At 47.5% G+C, this 16,101-nt stretch carries 15 protein-coding genes and 1 tRNA gene; 10 read left to right on the top strand and 6 right to left on the bottom strand.

All coding sequences use genetic code 11. The features are described 5' to 3' along the window. Nucleotides 1–53: 53 nt before the first annotated feature. From QUA02_RS18660 to QUA02_RS18625, 8 genes are all read left to right on the top strand, one after another. Complete coding sequence (locus QUA02_RS18660; protein WP_445305185.1) at nucleotides 54–695, top strand: glycosyltransferase; 642 nt, start codon at nucleotides 54–56, stop codon at nucleotides 693–695. 287 nt (nucleotides 696–982) lie between these two features. Next, nucleotides 983–1,150, top strand: a complete 168-nt coding sequence (locus QUA02_RS18655) for a hypothetical protein (RefSeq protein ID WP_333029789.1) — start codon at nucleotides 983–985, stop codon at nucleotides 1,148–1,150. 158 nt (nucleotides 1,151–1,308) lie between these two features. Next, nucleotides 1,309–2,019, top strand: a complete 711-nt coding sequence (locus QUA02_RS18650; protein ID WP_333029788.1) for a peptidoglycan-binding domain-containing protein — start codon at nucleotides 1,309–1,311, stop codon at nucleotides 2,017–2,019. Between the two features lie 129 nt (nucleotides 2,020–2,148). Next, nucleotides 2,149–2,230, top strand: a tRNA-Leu gene (locus QUA02_RS18645). 226 nt (nucleotides 2,231–2,456) lie between these two features. Next, the gene (locus QUA02_RS18640) at nucleotides 2,457–2,795 is read left to right on the top strand and encodes a DUF433 domain-containing protein (RefSeq protein WP_333029787.1); all 339 of its coding nucleotides are present in this window, start codon (nucleotides 2,457–2,459) and stop codon (nucleotides 2,793–2,795) included. Between the two features lie 3 nt (nucleotides 2,796–2,798). Then, the gene (locus QUA02_RS18635) at nucleotides 2,799–3,161 is read left to right on the top strand and encodes a DUF5615 family PIN-like protein (protein WP_333029786.1); all 363 of its coding nucleotides are present in this window, start codon (nucleotides 2,799–2,801) and stop codon (nucleotides 3,159–3,161) included. A gap of 156 nt (nucleotides 3,162–3,317) precedes the next feature. Next, the gene (locus QUA02_RS18630; protein WP_333029785.1) at nucleotides 3,318–3,455 is read left to right on the top strand and encodes a hypothetical protein; all 138 of its coding nucleotides are present in this window, start codon (nucleotides 3,318–3,320) and stop codon (nucleotides 3,453–3,455) included. Between the two features lie 213 nt (nucleotides 3,456–3,668). Continuing rightward, complete coding sequence (locus QUA02_RS18625) at nucleotides 3,669–3,989, top strand: DUF433 domain-containing protein (RefSeq protein ID WP_333029784.1); 321 nt, start codon at nucleotides 3,669–3,671, stop codon at nucleotides 3,987–3,989. A gap of 11 nt (nucleotides 3,990–4,000) precedes the next feature. On the opposite strand, the gene QUA02_RS18620 is transcribed toward QUA02_RS18625, so the two are convergent. Then, complete coding sequence (locus QUA02_RS18620) at nucleotides 4,001–4,420, bottom strand: type II toxin-antitoxin system VapC family toxin (protein WP_333029782.1); 420 nt, start codon at nucleotides 4,418–4,420, stop codon at nucleotides 4,001–4,003. Beyond that, nucleotides 4,417–4,686: a type II toxin-antitoxin system VapB family antitoxin gene (locus tag QUA02_RS18615; protein WP_333029781.1), complete on the bottom strand. Its 270-nt coding sequence runs from the start codon at nucleotides 4,684–4,686 to the stop codon at nucleotides 4,417–4,419. Before QUA02_RS18615 ends, QUA02_RS18620 begins: the two co-directional genes overlap by 4 nt. Before the next feature lie 193 nt (nucleotides 4,687–4,879). On the opposite strand from QUA02_RS18615, the gene QUA02_RS18610 reads away from it, so the two are divergent. After that, complete coding sequence (locus QUA02_RS18610) at nucleotides 4,880–7,816, top strand: leucine-rich repeat domain-containing protein (protein ID WP_333029779.1); 2,937 nt, start codon at nucleotides 4,880–4,882, stop codon at nucleotides 7,814–7,816. Nucleotides 7,817–7,892: 76 nt separating this feature from the next. On the opposite strand, the gene QUA02_RS18605 is transcribed toward QUA02_RS18610, so the two are convergent. From QUA02_RS18605 to hetZ, 3 genes are all read right to left on the bottom strand, one after another. Further along, on the bottom strand, nucleotides 7,893–10,256 hold the full coding sequence (locus QUA02_RS18605) for a transglutaminase TgpA family protein (protein ID WP_333029778.1): 2,364 nt from the start codon (nucleotides 10,254–10,256) through the stop codon (nucleotides 7,893–7,895). Between the two features lie 287 nt (nucleotides 10,257–10,543). After that, nucleotides 10,544–11,602: a hypothetical protein gene (locus QUA02_RS18600; protein ID WP_333029776.1), complete on the bottom strand. Its 1,059-nt coding sequence runs from the start codon at nucleotides 11,600–11,602 to the stop codon at nucleotides 10,544–10,546. Continuing rightward, complete coding sequence (hetZ, locus tag QUA02_RS18595) at nucleotides 11,595–12,776, bottom strand: heterocyst differentiation protein HetZ (RefSeq protein ID WP_333029773.1); 1,182 nt, start codon at nucleotides 12,774–12,776, stop codon at nucleotides 11,595–11,597. Before hetZ ends, QUA02_RS18600 begins: the two co-directional genes overlap by 8 nt. Before the next feature lie 151 nt (nucleotides 12,777–12,927). On the opposite strand from hetZ, the gene QUA02_RS18590 reads away from it, so the two are divergent. Further along, nucleotides 12,928–13,392: a hypothetical protein gene (locus tag QUA02_RS18590; protein WP_333029772.1), complete on the top strand. Its 465-nt coding sequence runs from the start codon at nucleotides 12,928–12,930 to the stop codon at nucleotides 13,390–13,392. A gap of 97 nt (nucleotides 13,393–13,489) precedes the next feature. Here QUA02_RS18590 and sds read toward each other — a convergent pair whose 3' ends face one another. Further along, nucleotides 13,490–14,461 (bottom strand): solanesyl diphosphate synthase, encoded by a 972-nt coding sequence (gene sds / locus QUA02_RS18585; RefSeq protein ID WP_333029770.1) that lies wholly within the window; start codon nucleotides 14,459–14,461, stop codon nucleotides 13,490–13,492. Nucleotides 14,462–16,101 lie beyond the last annotated feature (1,640 nt).

Below are 16,101 nucleotides of genomic sequence, written 5' to 3'. Positions count from 1 at the left end.
TTTAATAATTTCAGGAATCGCGTATTAGCTTGCTTTTGTGATTAGATAAACTTATAACCATAAGTTCAGGAGAACCCTTAATTCTAGTAGCTGGCAAGCTCAGGGTCGAAGAAACCGAAGACTACGAAGAAGCAGAAGAAATTAAAAAGCTCTACGCAATTATCGACCAATACAACCTTCACGGTAAAATTCGCTGGCTGGGAGTGAGGCTGTCCAAAAGCCTGTCCGGCGAAATCTACCGGGTAATCGCCGACGGCCAAGGTATATTTGTTCAGCCAGCCTTATTTGAAGCTTTCGGCTTGACAATTCTAGAAGCAATGATTACCGGAATTCCCACTTTCGGGACGCAGTTTGGCGGCCCGCTGGAAATCATTCAAGATGGGGTAAACGGGTTTTATATCAACCCGACAAACCACCAGGAAACAGCCCAAAAAATTCTAGATTTTTTCTCAAAATGCGCGCACAATCCAAACTATTGGTATGAAATTTCAACGCGAGGAATCGACCGAGTTTACAGCACGTATACCTGGCAAATTCACACTACCAGGCTGCTGATGCTGGCCCGGACTTACGGTTTCTGGAACTACTCGTCCAAGGAAAACCGCGAAGATATGCTCCGCTACATAGAAGCACTGTTTTATCTGATTTACAAGCCGAGAGCGAAAGCTTTATTGGCAGAGCACGCGAACCGATAAGTGGCGAGTTTTGCTTGATCTGGGGCGGGTTGAGAAAAAAAAACTTTGCTTCTGATAGATAAACTTTGTACAAAACCCGCCCGTAAAGATTTGTGAATAACAGCAGGTTTTGTAGAATAGGACTTAGGCTAAGAAACCCGGTTTATCGGAAAATATGGGCTTTGGTAACGAAATATCTCGGAATCAACCGGGTTTTTGAGGAATAGTGCGTACCGGCCCCTACTTCTAACTCGTAATATCAAATCCGTTAGCTTCGGAATGATATAAACGGAGGACACGGCAGTGCCGTGTCCCTACAATTAATGGGTAGGGACACGGCACTGCCGTGTCCTCGGTATCATTCCGATGCAACCGGAAACGATATAACTTCCAACTTGCAACTCCTGACTGAGGCTGTCCCCATAACCGAACTTCTAGAAGCTGGGGCAGATATAGCAACCGCGCCCGACGGTTAGGACGTTCTTAATAGCCCAAACCAATGCGGTCGATTGCTTCTTCCTTCTTCTTTCTTCCTTCTGCTATATGTCTCAGAAAGCTGTCCGGGTAATACAATTAGATTTAGAAACATGAGAACAGCGAAACTTTGTCAAACCTCACCAACAGGATGAAACTTATGCGTGTAACTACTGTTACGATTTTCAGCTTGATCGCTCTGCTAGCTCCCGCGTTGACCAGAAAGGCAACTGCTGCCTTCGACTCCAAACCTTTTGTGCAGGAACAGTACCGCAGAGACTTTGCGGCTCCTGCCGATCCGGGTGCGTCGGCATCGCCCGATGCAAATTCCCAAGGAGATATGTTTAACAAGCCTTTTTACGCGGGCGAGCAAAAGCCGGTGAGAAAGGAAAAAACTATCTCAGCGGGAGCTGATGGGCCAGAAGTTGCGGCTATACAGCAGCGCTTGCAGGTGCACAGTTTCAAGGTAGGGACGATCGACGGTTCCTATGGATCTCGCACCGCATCGGCTGTCAGTGCCTTTCAAGAGTCTAAGGGGTTGAAGTCAGACGGCATCGTGGACAAAGAAACTTGGACAGCTTTAGCAGCCGAGCCGGCGCGGGCTCCTGAAACTTTGCAGAGCAATGCTCCTATTGAGAACAGCGCTCCTGTTATCCGCAATCCTGCAACTGCCCTAACCAAAGGCGCTGCTGGTTCCAAGGTGAAGACGCTACAGGTGCGTTTGCAAATACAGGGTTACAATCCGGGCCCGATAGACGGCATTTTTGGTGCTCGCACTGCTACGGCTGTCAAGAGCTTTCAGGAGTATAAGGGTTTGACGGCGGACGGCGTGGTGGACGAAACAACCTGGAAGGCGATCGGTCAAAGCTAAGTCACGAGTGAGAAATAGGGAAAATTCCTGTGGCAATAACTCATCAGTGAACCCGGTGTCCAAAAATGACCGGGTTTCTCGATGTTGACGGATGCTCTGTTGTGTGCTATAGTATTTGAATGTCAAAATGCGGATATGGCGAAATTGGCAGACGCGCCAGATTTAGGTTCTGGTTCCGAAAGGAGTGAAGGTTCAAGTCCTTTTATCCGCATCGAAAATTTAATTGTAAAAAACACAGCTCCAACCAATTGGTAGGGCTGTGTTTTTAATGTGGCTTCATACTAAATCTGACAGAACTTACGCAGAAGAGTTTCTGTTTTCGATTTAGAGAATGCTTGGCGTTATTACGATCGCCACCGCGAAGAAATCGAGCGCATAATTGTTTCCGCTCAAACCGAATAGTAGAATAGTAGATAGCTAAAAGAGGGATTTTAGATATGGGACTGAATGAGTATTTTGATTTCTTAGCACCGGATGATATTCGGATTAAAGGACATCGCATCGGGATTGAGACGGTGCTGTATGAGTATTTGTATCGGGAACGCACCGCCGAAGAAATTCAGCAACTCTATCCATCTCTAACTTTGGCAGAAGTTTACACGACTATTTTGTATTATTTGCTGAACAAGGAATCAGTAAGTCAATATATACAAGATTGGTTGGAATGGTCGCATCAACAGCGAAAGCTGCAAGCAGCAAATCCTCATCCCGCTGCGGAAAGATTGCGAAAATTGAAGGCAGAACGGGAAAGGCAAACTGCGATCCAGGGTGCTTGATGAATGGCGCTTAAATATTTGATGGATGAGAATGTTACGCCAATTTATGCCACACAGCTTCGCCGGAAACGCCCCGATTTAGTAGTTTGGGCAGTAGGCGACATTGGTACGCCTCCGAAAAGTACGCTCGATCCGGAGATTTTGGTGTGGTGTGAGGATCGTAACTTTATTTTGGTGAGAAACAATCGCAAGTCAATGCCCGTACATTTGGTAGATCATCTGGCTCAAGGTTGTCATATTCCAGGGATTTTTGTTTTGAATCAGGATTTAAGTATTGGGCAAAATATTGAGGAATTGATTGTGATTGTGGATGGTTCGTTTGATAACGAATACCAAGACCGAATCATTCATCTCCCTTTAACATAAATCTACTAAACAAAAAATGTGTAGCCTTTTTCCTCCCCAGATTCCTCGCGGGTAGTAAGAAACCGGGTTTTTACTGAGAAGACCCGTTACAGTCGTAGAAACAAAAAAAAACCCGGTTATGAAGGTTTTGATGCGTAGGCCACGGAGGACACGGCAATGCCGTTTCCCTACCCCAAAATAATCGACGATCGCCCTCCCTCGGATATAATCATCGCCGAATTAATTGTAGGGAAACGGCACTGCCGTGTCCTAAGTCCCCCTCACCAAGCGAAAAATCCTGTCACAATAAAATGAAGACTACCGAGAGATAAAGGATATGACGCCAGAGGAGTTGTTGCAGTTAATCGACAACCGCAGATGAAGGCTAGACAGAATTGGATTTGGCGGGGTTGGAGGAATTGCCACCGGAGATAGGCAAGTGCCCTCCGCTTGAGAGCTTGGTGTTGGGGAAATTTGCTATGATAGTTTGAGCGATCGTACTATTATATATTCCGTAAATTACCAGTTATGAACATTCAGTTGGTTGACTCCTTAATTCAAGTCATTGAGTCGCTGACACCTGAAGAGAGTTTGCTGCTTCAAGAAAAACTCTCGGCTAGGGCGATTCAGAGTACGCCTGGAGTTTGTGGAGGATATGCCCGGATTCGCAACACCCGCATTCCGGTTTGGACACTGGTTTCGCTTCACCAACAGGGGGCTGATGAGGCTGAGTTACTTCGGAATTATCCAGTCTTGGACGATCGCGATTTAGAGAATGCTTGGCGTTATTACGATCGCCACCGGGAAGAAATCGATCGCATTATTGTTTGTCATCAAACCGATGATTAAATCGATTAAGTTTAAGAAAACCAGTTTTCGATTGCCAAGTCTTGAAAGTTTGCATAATCAGCAACATTTCGTGTCACCAGAATCAGATTATTGACTTTAGCGATCGCTGCAATTTGCCCATCAGCATAAGACGGTGTAAGCCCGATCGGGATGAGTCTTGCTCGTTCTTTAGCGAACCACTCAGCCGCTTCTTGGGTGTAGGGCAAAATCGGTAATTTTACTTTCACTTCTTCCTGAAGATAAGCTTCGATCGCACTGCGACGCTTAGAATCTGGCATTCGATAACAGCCCAGCAGAACTTCATGCCAAACGATCGAGGCGATCGCCACCGTGGATTTTGCCTCAATTAGTTTAGTCATCACATTCGCATTCGGAAGAGGACGAACAGGTTCGGAGATAATGTTGGTATCGAGTAAATAACGCAGCGTCATTCAAAGATAACCTCGCGTCCTGCAAAAGTTCGATCGCGAACCTCTCCCCAAATTTCATCAGGATTTAAACCGAGTTCGTGCAGTTGATATTTTTCACGAAATGCAGTGAGAGATTCTCCAAAGCTAAGTTCGAGATTCTGTGGCTGTTTGCGGCGTTGAATGTATTCGCGCAAGGCGATTTCAACTAGAGTCTCGATTTCAATTTCTCCCTCAAGTTCGATCGCCTCTTGCAGCAGTGCGGTATCCACATTCAGGCTCGTCACCATTGGCTTTCCTCTTTTAACGGTTATTTTATTATAGTTGTGATGTCTCGCTCAGAAGCCGGGTTTTTGCCCAGAAGACGCATGACAGTGTAGAAACAAAAAAAAACCGGTTTCTTTGATTGTGACGCGCGGGCAACTCCCCACCAAGCGAAAATTCCTGTCACAATAAAATGAATCCTACCGAGAGAGAAAGGGCATGACGCGAGAGGAAGCAGTACGGCGAATTGGCCAAGCAGCCGAGGAAAAATTGACCCAACTGGATTTGTCGGGGTTGGGGTTGGAGGAATTGCCGGGGGAGATTGGCAAGTGTACGCAGGTTGAGACGTTGGTGTTGGGGAAAAAGACGGAAGACTGGGAATTTGTTGATGGTAAACTGACTCCGAAACTAATTACCAATCAATTCAGAACACTGCCAGAGCAATTACGAGCGCTCTTAAATTTGCGATCGATCGACCTCAGCGGCAATCCATTCGGAACGATGCCAGAAGTGCTGCTGGAAATGAAGCAGTTAGAGAGTTTAAATTTAACCAGTATTGGTTTAAAATCCATCCCAGAAGTCATCGGCGAACTGTCGAATCTGACAGAGCTTAACCTCAGTAACAATCAGATTACATCCATCCCAGAAGTCATCGGCAAACTGTCGAATCTGACAGAGCTTAACCTCAGTAACAATCAGATTACATCCATCCCAGAAGTCATCGGCAAACTGTCGAATCTGACACAGCTTAGCCTCTGGAACAATCAGATTACATCCATCCCAGAAGTCATCGGCAAACTGTCGAATCTGACAGAGCTTGACCTCAGTAAGAATCAGATTACATCCATCCCAGAAGTCATCGGCAAACTGTCGAATCTGACACAGCTTGACCTCAGTAACAATCAGATTACATCCATCCCAGAAGTCATCGGCAAACTGTCGAATCTGACACAGCTTGACCTCAATAACAATCAGATTACATCCATCCCAGAAGTCATCGGCAAACTGCCGAATCTGACACAGCTTAACCTCTGGAACAATCAGATTGAAAAGATTCCTGAATGCTTGGAAACACTGCCAAAACTTGAAAAACTCGACCTCCGCCGCAATCGCCTGCCCATTTCTCCAGAAATTCTAGGGCCAACTCAACAGTATGAAGAACCCGGTACTCCCGCCGCCATCTTCAACTACCTCCGCAAACTCCGCAGTGGCGAAGTTCTCCCCCTCAACGAAGCCAAAGTCCTCCTAGTCGGGCAAGGCAGCGTCGGCAAAACCTGCCTGATCAACCGCCTCATCCACAACAAATACAACCCCAACGAGCCCCAAACCGACGGACTCAACATCACAGACTGGCCAATTACAGTCAACACCAAACCCGTCAAACTCAACGTCTGGGACTTCGGCGGACAAGAAATCTACCACGCCACCCACCAATTTTTCCTTACCAAACGCAGCCTCTACCTGCTGGTGTGCAACTGCCGCACCAGCGAAGACGAAAACCGCCTCGAATACTGGCTGAAACTGATCGAAAGCTTCGGCGACGCATCCCCCGTCATCCTCGTGGGCAACAAGTGCGACGAACAACCCCTGGATCTGAACCGCAAAGCCTTGCGCGACAAATATCCCAACATCAAAGCGATTGTCGAAACCTCCTGCGAAAGCGGAATCGGCATCGACGAACTCCGCAGCGCCATCCACACCGAAATCTCCCAACTCAAAGAAGTCTACGATCTTTTGCCCCTAAGCTGGTTCCAAGTCAAGCAGCGCCTGGAAAACCTGGACAAAGACATCATCAGCATCAGCGAATATGCCACCATCTGCGCCAAAGAAAACATCTTTGAAGAAACCGACCAAACCCAACTAATCGACCTGCTGCACAAGCTGGGCATTGTCCTCAACTTCCGCGAACACCCGATTTTGCAATCCACCAACATCCTCAATCCCCACTGGGTGACAGAAGGCATCTATGCCCTCCTCAGCGATGACGCACTCAAAGTCAAAACCAAAGGCATTCTCACCTACGCCGACCTCAGCCGCATCCTCGACTCAAATAAATATCCCAGCCACCGCTACCACTGCCTCACCGACTTGATGGGCAAATTTGAACTCTGCTTCCCCGTCAGCAATTGCCCCGCGCCGACTTTCCTCATCCCCGGCATCTTGCCGAAAGAACAACCGGAAAACACCAAACTCCAAGGCGAAACCCTGGAATTTCAATATCACTACCGCATCCTCCCCGACAGCATCCTCTCGCGCTTCATCGTCCTCATGCACGAGAAAATCCACAACTGCACCCACTGGCGCACGGGGGTTATGCTGGAGTACACCGAAGGCGCTGAGGTGTACAACATCGCCCGGATCAAATCTGACCCGGAAGATAAGAAAATCTTTATTGCCGTTAGCGGGCGGGAATCGACGCGGCGTTCTTTCCTCAGCATGATTCGCGATACGTTTAGCACAATCCACAATTCTTTTGCCAATCTGGAAATCAGTCAATGGGTGCCGGTTCCCGGTTATCCCGATGCTACTCCGCTGGATTACGCGGATTTGCTAGGGCTGGAGGAGATGGGCGAGACTAAGGTTCGGATCGGCAAACTTAAAAAGAGTTGGGATTTGCGGCCGTTGCTGGATGGGTATGAGTCGATCGAACTTCGTCGCAGAAAGCTAATGGGCGATGAATTTAAAGTATACGATGGTATTGAAGCTCATTCCAGTGAGCAACGAATTATTTACAATCTCAACCTCGGTGGTAATAAAATGACTCAAGATTCTTCCAAAACCAACAACTTCAACGGCCCGATGTCTGGTGTTATCGGCAGCGACAACGCGCAAGTTAGCAATAACCAATTCAATCAAACAAATAATGCCAATACGGCAGAAATCCTGCAACTAATTTCATCGATGCGTGAAACCGCGACGCAGTTTCCCGAAGACATTCGCGATGGGATAATTATCGATATTGAAGATGTCGAAGCTGAAATCAAGAAACCGGAAAACCAATGGAATAAAGCCAGGTTAAAGAAGAGCTTGACTGCGATGATTGCGGCGGGTACTGCGATCGGAGTTGGTGTCGCTGGCGTGACGGATTTTGCTGGTAAGGCGATCGATGTCGGTCAAAAACTGGGCATCGAACTCAAGCTACCATCGGCACGGTAAATTATTATTTGCGATTTTTGCGATATTCATATTACCGCAGTCAGGACACGGCGCCGTGTCCGACTGAGAATTTATATTATCTTAACTTTTTGAGTTTCTTCAAGTGCGATCGCCTCAAATTTTCTACCAACTGCCGCAACTGACCCAAATTTCCCGCTTCGCCCCCGTACTTCCACCGCACGTAAGCTTGCGAAACTTCATCAATCACCTCAGCTTCATCAGTTGCACGATCGCCGCGCATTGTCTCAGCATACTCCAAAGGCGTTTGAGCTTTCTGCTTGGCAAATCCCCGGCTTGCCAAATCCTTCAGCATTTCCTGATAAACCCCCTCCACCGGCGGCAACTTCGCCAGCCAGCGGCGGTAGCGCCACTTGCGCCACACTTGCCAAATTAACCAGCCAATAAAGCCAAAGCCGATCGCACTAATCAAACCAGTAAATAACCCCACCCAGCCCTTCGCAAACTGCCCCAGAAACCAGCCCAGAATCAAAGTTATCCAGCCAATTACAAAACCTATAACTGAATCCAGCCCGCTTCTGAGAGGAGTCGGCAGCCAACCCGCTATCCACTTCCAAAACGATTCCAGCGCGCTAAAAGTCTGGTTGTCTTCCACCGAAGCCGGAATCAGCGGATAACCTGGAATCGGATTAAAAGCAAACCAGCCGTTATTGGGAAAATATACCTCCGTCATCAAGAAAGCATCGGTATTTTTCACAACATACAAACCCGTAAACGGGTTAAATTCCCCCGTATCGAAACCGCCCGCCATTCTCGCTGGAATCCCTATCGACCTCAGCATAATTGTCAGTACAGTCGAAAAGTGGTCTGGATATCCGCCTGTCACCTTTTTGCCGGCCTGAGTGTTTTTGTAGCCAAACAAAAAACCCTCGACTAAATCTTCACTTTCCTCTAAGTAAGGCAAAGCTTTTTCAATTTTATAATTCGGGTTTTGCTTCAAATATTGAGCCAAATACAAAGCTTTTTCGTAGGGAGAGTCGATCGATCTATCTGATTTAGCTACTCTAGTCCTTGCTAGCAATATTTCCTCAGTTTTTGCCCGCACCTTGGCGGCAATTTTCGGCGGCACATCTAAATAGAACTTGCGAATGTTTTTCGAGTAATTAGTACCAGTTTTACCCAACAGAGCTCGATCGCGAAAAGGCACATTAGAAATCACCGTATAAGTCAAACCTTCCGCCAATTCCACAGGCGATCGCAAACCCCCCTCCGCATCAACTGCCACCTCTTGCGTCGGAAAATAAAGTTCCTTCGGCTTGTTTAAAGCCGGAATCAAATTCGGCAACTGAGCCACAATAGTATAACTTTGAATCACCTCTTGGAAGCGGGGCGCATTGGGAAACGGATTCAGATAAAATTGATAAGACCAGCGAGGTCTATTCACCTTAAAAGCTTGTTCGTTGCGAGAAATTTCCCAACCCTGACCGGTGTATTTGTCGAAGCCCAACACCCGCCAAAAACCCGCCGCCTGCGATCGCACCCGCATCACCACTTGAGGTTTCATTTCCCCCCGCAAATTTTGATTGATGCGCTGGTTGAAACCGTAATAAAAAGTAGAGTCCACCTCTCCTGGCCCAGAGTCTGGGTTTCTCCCCCTTCCTCCGCCAGTTCCTTTTTTATCTCCTCCTCTGACATACCCCGGATTGAGAATGCTGCGGGAGTCAAAATCGCCCTGATATTGAATTGGAGCACTCACCGGAAAAGTCCGCAATTGATAGCCAGGGAGGCGCGGCAAAAACGCAAAAATAGTCAGCCCCAACCCGACAGTTATCAGCAGCAGCCAACCAAAATACTTAGGCGATAAAGTAGCAGCAAATAGCGACCAATTGTTGTTTTTCTCTTTACCTTCTACCTTCGGCTTTCTGTCTTCTGTCTTCGAGAGTCCCAAGCGCGATCGATAATCCAAAACCAAAGTCGGCAGCGCTAAAGCCAAAAACACTAACAGCAGCGGCCCAAAAGTCAGCGTTTGGCTGAGAGTCGCCGCTACACTCAACAGAATCAGCCCGATGACTATCGAATAGCCCAAATCCTTGCGGCGGGGCAAATCGAAGCTGTGCAGCACTTGAATTTGAATTAACAGTTGCGCTAAAACTAGCCGCGTATCGTTTAACTCTCCCACCAAGCGGGTAAAAAAAGCGAACAGCGCCACCAGCATTCCAATAGCTATGCAGAACTTAGCAGCTACATTGCGATCGCGGCGGCGGTACCAACTCCAAGTTGCTCCCACAATACTAACAGGCACAGCCCACAGGTTCTGGGCTTCTTCAGCAGCAACGTCAGTAGCAACAATTCCCACAATTACCAACAACTGAACTAGGATTCGCAGCAGTAAAGAATCCTCAATCACCGGCGGAGGCATTGCCTCGATCTGCTCCCACAGCTTACCCAAAACAGGTATATTTCGCAGGTTATCAGTTGTCATGTGCACCCATCCAACGATTTTAGATTTTAGATTTTAGATTTTAGATTGAATCCACAGATAAATCTGGATTTTAACTAATATCTTAATCTTATTTCTCTGTCATTAGATTTTAGATTGAATCCACAGATTTACTTCACAGATGAATCTGGGGGCTTTAACTAATATCTAAAATTTTTGGCTTTCCGCGACAGAAGTCTGGAGATTGCATCCGTTTGTGTGTGAGGTCAAACCGCAGAGTAAAAACCTAAATTATTTACTCTAATTTTACCTTTCTAGTCGCTATTTTGTCAAAATGACAAAATTGGACGAATAGCAAACATCAAAGGTCTGGTCTCGAAGTTTTGGAATCGAACTTCTAGACCGTAAGTCTTGTCAGGTTTCGGGTCAAACAACTCCACACTTAAATGCCCCGAATTCGGACGTTGTGCAGTTGCTTCGGCATCTCCTCCCTTGAGTTCCAAACTTCCTCCCCCCGGAAATTGGCACTCAACTCTTAAACACGGCATTGGCTGTTCTCTGTTGCGGTTCGACAGGTATTGAGCCTCCAGAGTGAGCGAACCCAAACCAGTCAGCCACTCGCGCGAAACCGGCGGCTGATTCACAGGACAATTCAAAGTTAGAGACTCAATGATTTCCCGGGCGGCCAACAGCGACAGCACCATTTGTTGATCGGTAGTCGCCGCTTCGTAATTCGGGACATCTTCTAAATCTAAAAGTCCCCGCAAGGAACCTCTGAGAACTAAACCAGCTAATTCGTTGAGTTCCTGAGACTGGCCCGGAAACAAGCCATCTACAGCGCGAACTAACTTCGAGCCTTCCCGCAGCGACGACATTACCAGTTCCTGACAAGGTTCTAGCAGTTGAGCAAAAACCCTTTCGGCGATCGGAATTGGCAGGCGACCCCATCTGATATTTTGTAGTTGGGGAGTCCAGAGGTGCAGGGGGGGAACCCATTGCGGGGCTACATCGTCTGGGTAATCGTGGTCGTAGCTTTTGAATTCTGTTTCCCAGGGGAACAGCGGCGGGTTGGATTCAATTTCGGCTCTAAGCCTCTCTTTTAACAAGGTCTGAAAACGGTCTTGCACGGTCGGTATTTCTCCAATTGTCTGCGGTTGTGCGGGTGCATTGCTGTGCGCCCCCACTTGATAGTCCAGCGGGTCTGGTTCGTCCCATTCCCAGTATTCCACCCCGGAATTCTCTTCTGTGCTGCCCCACTCTTCTGAGGGAGGGGGCGGATTGAGATTTTCCTCATCTTCGCTAGAGGCATTCGCGATTGGCGCCTGCAATATCCAGTCTAAAAAATGGCGCTCGAAAGCCTCTGCATCCCTGTTGGTTTCGTTATTCATCACTAGATGCCCCTTCTCCGGAATCTGAACTATTTCGCAGTTCCCACGCAAGTTCCAGCAATTTAAACCACCGTTTCTGTACCTGGGCTACCGTGCTGCCGAGGGTTTGCGCGATCGCAGACTCTGACAGACCCTGTTGCTTCAACTTTAGCAAACGCTGTCCCTCTGGGCCAATTTGCTCGCAAAAAGCTTGCCACTGAGAAGGCAGCAAACCCAAATTTCGATCTAAGTCTGCTTCCAGCCACTGGTGAACGAGTTCCCAGCGGTGCGACATGGCGAACCTGAGCAAATGGTACTTGAAGCGCTGCTGCAAATAGTCTCTTTGACGGGGATTTATGCCCAGAAGCGACTCTATTTCATTAGTCGGCAAGTCTTGCAAGCGCAGCACGAAGTAATCAGCGCAGTCTTGTTGGTTGCGTTCTTTCAAGTAAGCGACTAATTCGTCAATCACGTTTTGCCGCAGAGATTCTGACTCGTCGCCTTGAGGGCGAATTGCCGCCGAACCCTGTCCGGCCATCGCTTCCCGCACGGAGTGCACTGAGGTGTCGTTCCAAGTTTGGTCGGAATCTGTAGCCCCTCCGTCGGCGGCTTGTTCCATATCTACAGAGGTTTCTTTGGGCTGCTGCTGGGAAAAGGTTTGGGCCCGTAAAATAATTAGTTGCTGGCTGCGGTTTCGAGGCAAAGGAATGCGCCGCTTGCCGAAGCGCTCTACAAAGGCCATGTACTCTGCTAGTTCTAAGCGAGTGCGGGGACTGTAGGTAGGTGGCAGTTGGGTTTCGCGCCGGAATGCCTTTAAAGCTTCCAGATAAAATCCTTGCAAAAAATCTTTGATCAGTTCTACTCGCGCCTGATAGCTAGACTGAACCTGGGGAGGGGTGATGTAGCGATAGACGATCGCGCTGAGGGTACTGTGCAATTCTACTCGCCCGGGCCCGGAGCCTAAATTGTGATAGTGAAGGCATTGTTGCAAGCGGTGCTGAGCGAGGCTCTGGGCTGAACCTTCTATGTCTCCAGAGGCTTGAATCCGCTGGCTTTCGGTGCATATCCTGTTGACTTCTGCTGCGAGTCGTCCTGCTACATCCCGGCAGTTCTGCTCAGACGCGCGAGTGGACTTTTTGAGTTCGTCTAACAGCAGTTGAAATATGGTTTCCACGCTCTGGCAGATTTCCCGCATGATGGTTTACAGCTAACAATGAAACTAGCACACCCTGCGACTTTAAATTTGGGATTTTACATTTTATAGCGGGCAGTGCTGGGTATCACATACTTGGACGCGCACCTGTTACCCTGAAATTCTTAAACTTAAATCTCAAATTAACTGACTGATGGATTTAGACCAACAGATTCAAGCACTGATCGAGAAAGCTCCCCCCGACGGTTCGACGCCAGAAATCTTAAAGGCGATCGCCCCGGCGCTGGTGTTAATTGCCCAACAGCTACAGCACCTCGAATACTCGATCCTGCAAGCGGTAGACCAAAGTTGGGCGATCGTGGTTTTGAGCAATCTCAAGCAACCGGGACGCCAGAAGAGGGTGATTTATGCTTGGAGCGCTCTTAAAGATGCGTCGCAGGCTGCGGCTGCTGCGGGCGATCGCCTCAGACCGGTGACTTTGCCTGTCACTCACATTTTATTTCAGATGATAGCTCTTGAAGGTCTCGACAGCATTGTTTTTTTTGAAAGTCCCGGCGATCGGGAAGTGGGAACGGAAATCCCTCGCGAGCAAGTACAGAGCTTAATTAATGTTTACTTGCAACAGTATCGATCGGCTCCACCGCCGGATATTGCCTAAACAACTCAATTTCCTATTAATTGGTAATCGGGCATTGGGCATGGGGCATTAACCATCACCAATTCCCCATTACCAATAAAATGTAAGTTTTTCACCTCTAATAAAGTCGGCTCAAAACGTAATCTGCCAAGTCAATCAAAGCTTGGCGGGACTCTGAATGGGGCAGCGCAGCTAAGTATTCGACGGCTTTCTGTGCGTGATTTGTGGCTAGTTCTCGCGATCGCTCTATGCCTCTAGAATCTTCTACCAGTGCCAGGGCCTGCTCTATATCTCCAACTTGTGCGAATTCGCGTTCTATGAGAACTTCCAAGTAAGGCTTTTCTTCTAGAGCAAATAGCGCGGGCGCTGTCAGATTACCGCTGATGAGATCCGAGCCTGCGGGTTTCCCCAAGGTTTCTGTTGAAGCGGTGAAATCTAATATATCATCTACTATTTGGAATGCCAAACCAATGTTGCGACCGTAGTTGTACAAATCGTCTGCTATTTCCGCTGAAACCTCGCTCAAACAGCCCGCTGCTTTGGAACTGTTGGCAATTAAAGACGCTGTTTTGTAATAACTTTTTTCTAGGTACGCTTCGATCGACAAGCTGGTGTCAAATCCATTTAGTCCCTGTTGAATTTCCCCCTCAGCTAAATCCATAATCACTTCTGAAAGCAGTTTGACTACTGGCAGGTTGTCCAGATTTGCCAAATGCCAACTCGATTGAGCAAACAGAAAATCTCCCGCCAATACTGCCACTCGGTTGTTAAACCGACTGTGAACCGTCGGCACTCCCCGCCGCAGATCCGACTCGTCCACTACATCGTCGTGAACCAAACTTGCTGTGTGGATCATTTCCGTGATTTCAGCAAGGCGGCGGTGTTTTTCCGTGATTGGACGATCGGGCATCGTCGCCTTGGCCATCAACAAGACTATTGCGGGTCTCACCCGTTTTCCCTTTGTGCCGAATAAGTATTCTGCAGCCGCGTACAAGATGGGATGGCGGGCACCCACTAACTGTTTTAAGTTTTCTGTCAACAGTCGCAGGTCTTCTTCAACCGAGGAAAATAGGAGAGTGCTAGAGATCATGGATACGCCGACTCAAGCCGTAAAGTAACAAAATTTTACATATCATATCTTTATTTTAAGATAATTCTCTGCAATAGGGAAGAAAAATCTAGGCGATCGGCAGTTATTTGTTACCGGAAGCCCGATCGGACTCACGCAACAGACAGAGGCGAGTAGCCGGCTGTCAGAGGCGTTGCCCCTATTGTATAGAATTGTTAAGCACACTGGGAAAAAATCTCTAAATCCCAGAAACCCTGTGTTATTATAGGAATTAAGGATTTAAACAATTCTATACATTAAGTACAGGCTGTACTTCATCCAGAGTGGCCGGTAGCTTTTAGGTGGCTGTAAGAGTTTCGTAGAGCCAGCCTTGTTAGTCGATCGCAGCGAAAATTTCTGGGAGAGATTTTTAGTTCCTCGCGGCTAAAAGTTTTCAGAAGTTAACAGTAGCGCATCTTATGTGCACGGTAGCTCAAAGCAGCTAAAGTGGATGATTTTAGGCTGTTTAAGCATCTGTAAACCAGTAAATCATTATTGATGACCGAGAACGCCTAAATGTTCCCGCAGGCTCGATATGGAAAAGCAGCCTTCAGAACCAAGGCATGGTCTTGCGTGCTGACTTAATGTAGTAGGTCTTAAACTTGTCCTCCTCCTCCTAGTCCTTGACTTTTGGTTCTAATTATGATTTATCGCGATATTCCTCTAATTATTCCCATTCTGGCCGCCGGCTATGTAATGACTATTTATGTACTGCTGATGTTGGCCGAACGCAGCTCTAAAATAACTCGATTGGGCGAGTAGTGCACTGCTCGGCAGCCGAAGTCGGCCTCCGCGCACTGGCTTCAGGGCTGAGAAATCCGAATACTCAATAATAACCCTGCCTTGAATGCTTGCGCACGAGAGGCAGGGTTATTCTTTACAATTGGCGGCCGAAAGTGATTTTCTGGGGTACGAGTTACTGCAACACGTAGCGGCAGTTTCAGCGCTTAAGCATGGGGGCGCTTATTCCCGGTTTCTACGAAAAATTTTGCCAACAGGAACGAGAAATATACGAAGAAACCGGGTTTCTTCGGTCTGCGTGTGCAAGCAAACTAAGTTTTGAGTTTGTAGTCTGAAACCCTTGATTTACCGGAAAGCCTATAGTGCGCCTCGGCAAGCGAAGCCCTCGAAAAAGATCGCCCTGAAACCCATATTCTACAGTTTGCAATCTAAAACTGTCCGAAGTGTTGCAGCGCGGGAAATTAACCGATTTCTGCCTTTTTCTGCGCGGCTTGGGGCGTAGTTTTAAACAGTGAATCTCAAGACATTGAATCGGCAAATAAGTTAGGAAAATTGGCTTTAAACTTAGTATCAATGTTCAATGCCAAAAGCCTCAGAGGCAGGATACTATATGTAGTAGCAGCTTGTATCGCTCACAGCAAGTATCATGTCATGGAAACGCTGCTAATGTTCCTATAAAGCTATCAAAGTACGCTCAAAAACGGATATTTTGAAGTTGTCGGTTATGGTGACAAACACAAATATCAATATTCCTATTTTGTATTGCAAGAGCGAGCTTGCAGACCTCTAACATGAAATTGCCGCGTCTAGCAACCTGCTTGCTCAACTCAAGCAATCAATAAACTTGCAGTGCAATCAAATATTTCATCAAGCGGTGCTTA

This window comes from Microcoleus pseudofavosus SVA1_A4, assembly GCF_036700565.1.
GTDB lineage: Bacteria > Cyanobacteriota > Cyanobacteriia > Cyanobacteriales > Microcoleaceae > Microcoleus.
This window is presented reverse-complemented; position numbering and strand designations above follow the sequence as displayed.

Excerpts from the sequence above, each read along its gene's own strand:
- QUA02_RS18625 (WP_333029784.1), top strand. The coding sequence starts at position 3,669 with ATGAACATTCAGTTGGTTGACTCCTTAATTCAAGTCATTGAGTCGCTG.
- QUA02_RS18600 (WP_333029776.1), bottom strand. The coding sequence starts at position 11,602 with ATGAATAACGAAACCAACAGGGATGCAGAGGCTTTCGAGCGCCATTTT.
- QUA02_RS18610 (WP_333029779.1), top strand. The coding sequence starts at position 4,880 with ATGACGCGAGAGGAAGCAGTACGGCGAATTGGCCAAGCAGCCGAGGAA.
- QUA02_RS18630 (WP_333029785.1), top strand. The coding sequence starts at position 3,318 with ATGCCGTTTCCCTACCCCAAAATAATCGACGATCGCCCTCCCTCGGAT.
- QUA02_RS18620 (WP_333029782.1), bottom strand. The coding sequence starts at position 4,420 with ATGACGCTGCGTTATTTACTCGATACCAACATTATCTCCGAACCTGTT.
- QUA02_RS18635 (WP_333029786.1), top strand. The coding sequence starts at position 2,799 with ATGGCGCTTAAATATTTGATGGATGAGAATGTTACGCCAATTTATGCC.
- QUA02_RS18615 (WP_333029781.1), bottom strand. The coding sequence starts at position 4,686 with ATGGTGACGAGCCTGAATGTGGATACCGCACTGCTGCAAGAGGCGATC.
- QUA02_RS18590 (WP_333029772.1), top strand. The coding sequence starts at position 12,928 with ATGGATTTAGACCAACAGATTCAAGCACTGATCGAGAAAGCTCCCCCC.
- QUA02_RS18640 (WP_333029787.1), top strand. The coding sequence starts at position 2,457 with ATGGGACTGAATGAGTATTTTGATTTCTTAGCACCGGATGATATTCGG.
- QUA02_RS18605 (WP_333029778.1), bottom strand. The coding sequence starts at position 10,256 with ATGACAACTGATAACCTGCGAAATATACCTGTTTTGGGTAAGCTGTGG.
- sds (WP_333029770.1), bottom strand. The coding sequence starts at position 14,461 with ATGATCTCTAGCACTCTCCTATTTTCCTCGGTTGAAGAAGACCTGCGA.
- QUA02_RS18650 (WP_333029788.1), top strand. The coding sequence starts at position 1,309 with ATGCGTGTAACTACTGTTACGATTTTCAGCTTGATCGCTCTGCTAGCT.
- hetZ (WP_333029773.1), bottom strand. The coding sequence starts at position 12,776 with ATGCGGGAAATCTGCCAGAGCGTGGAAACCATATTTCAACTGCTGTTA.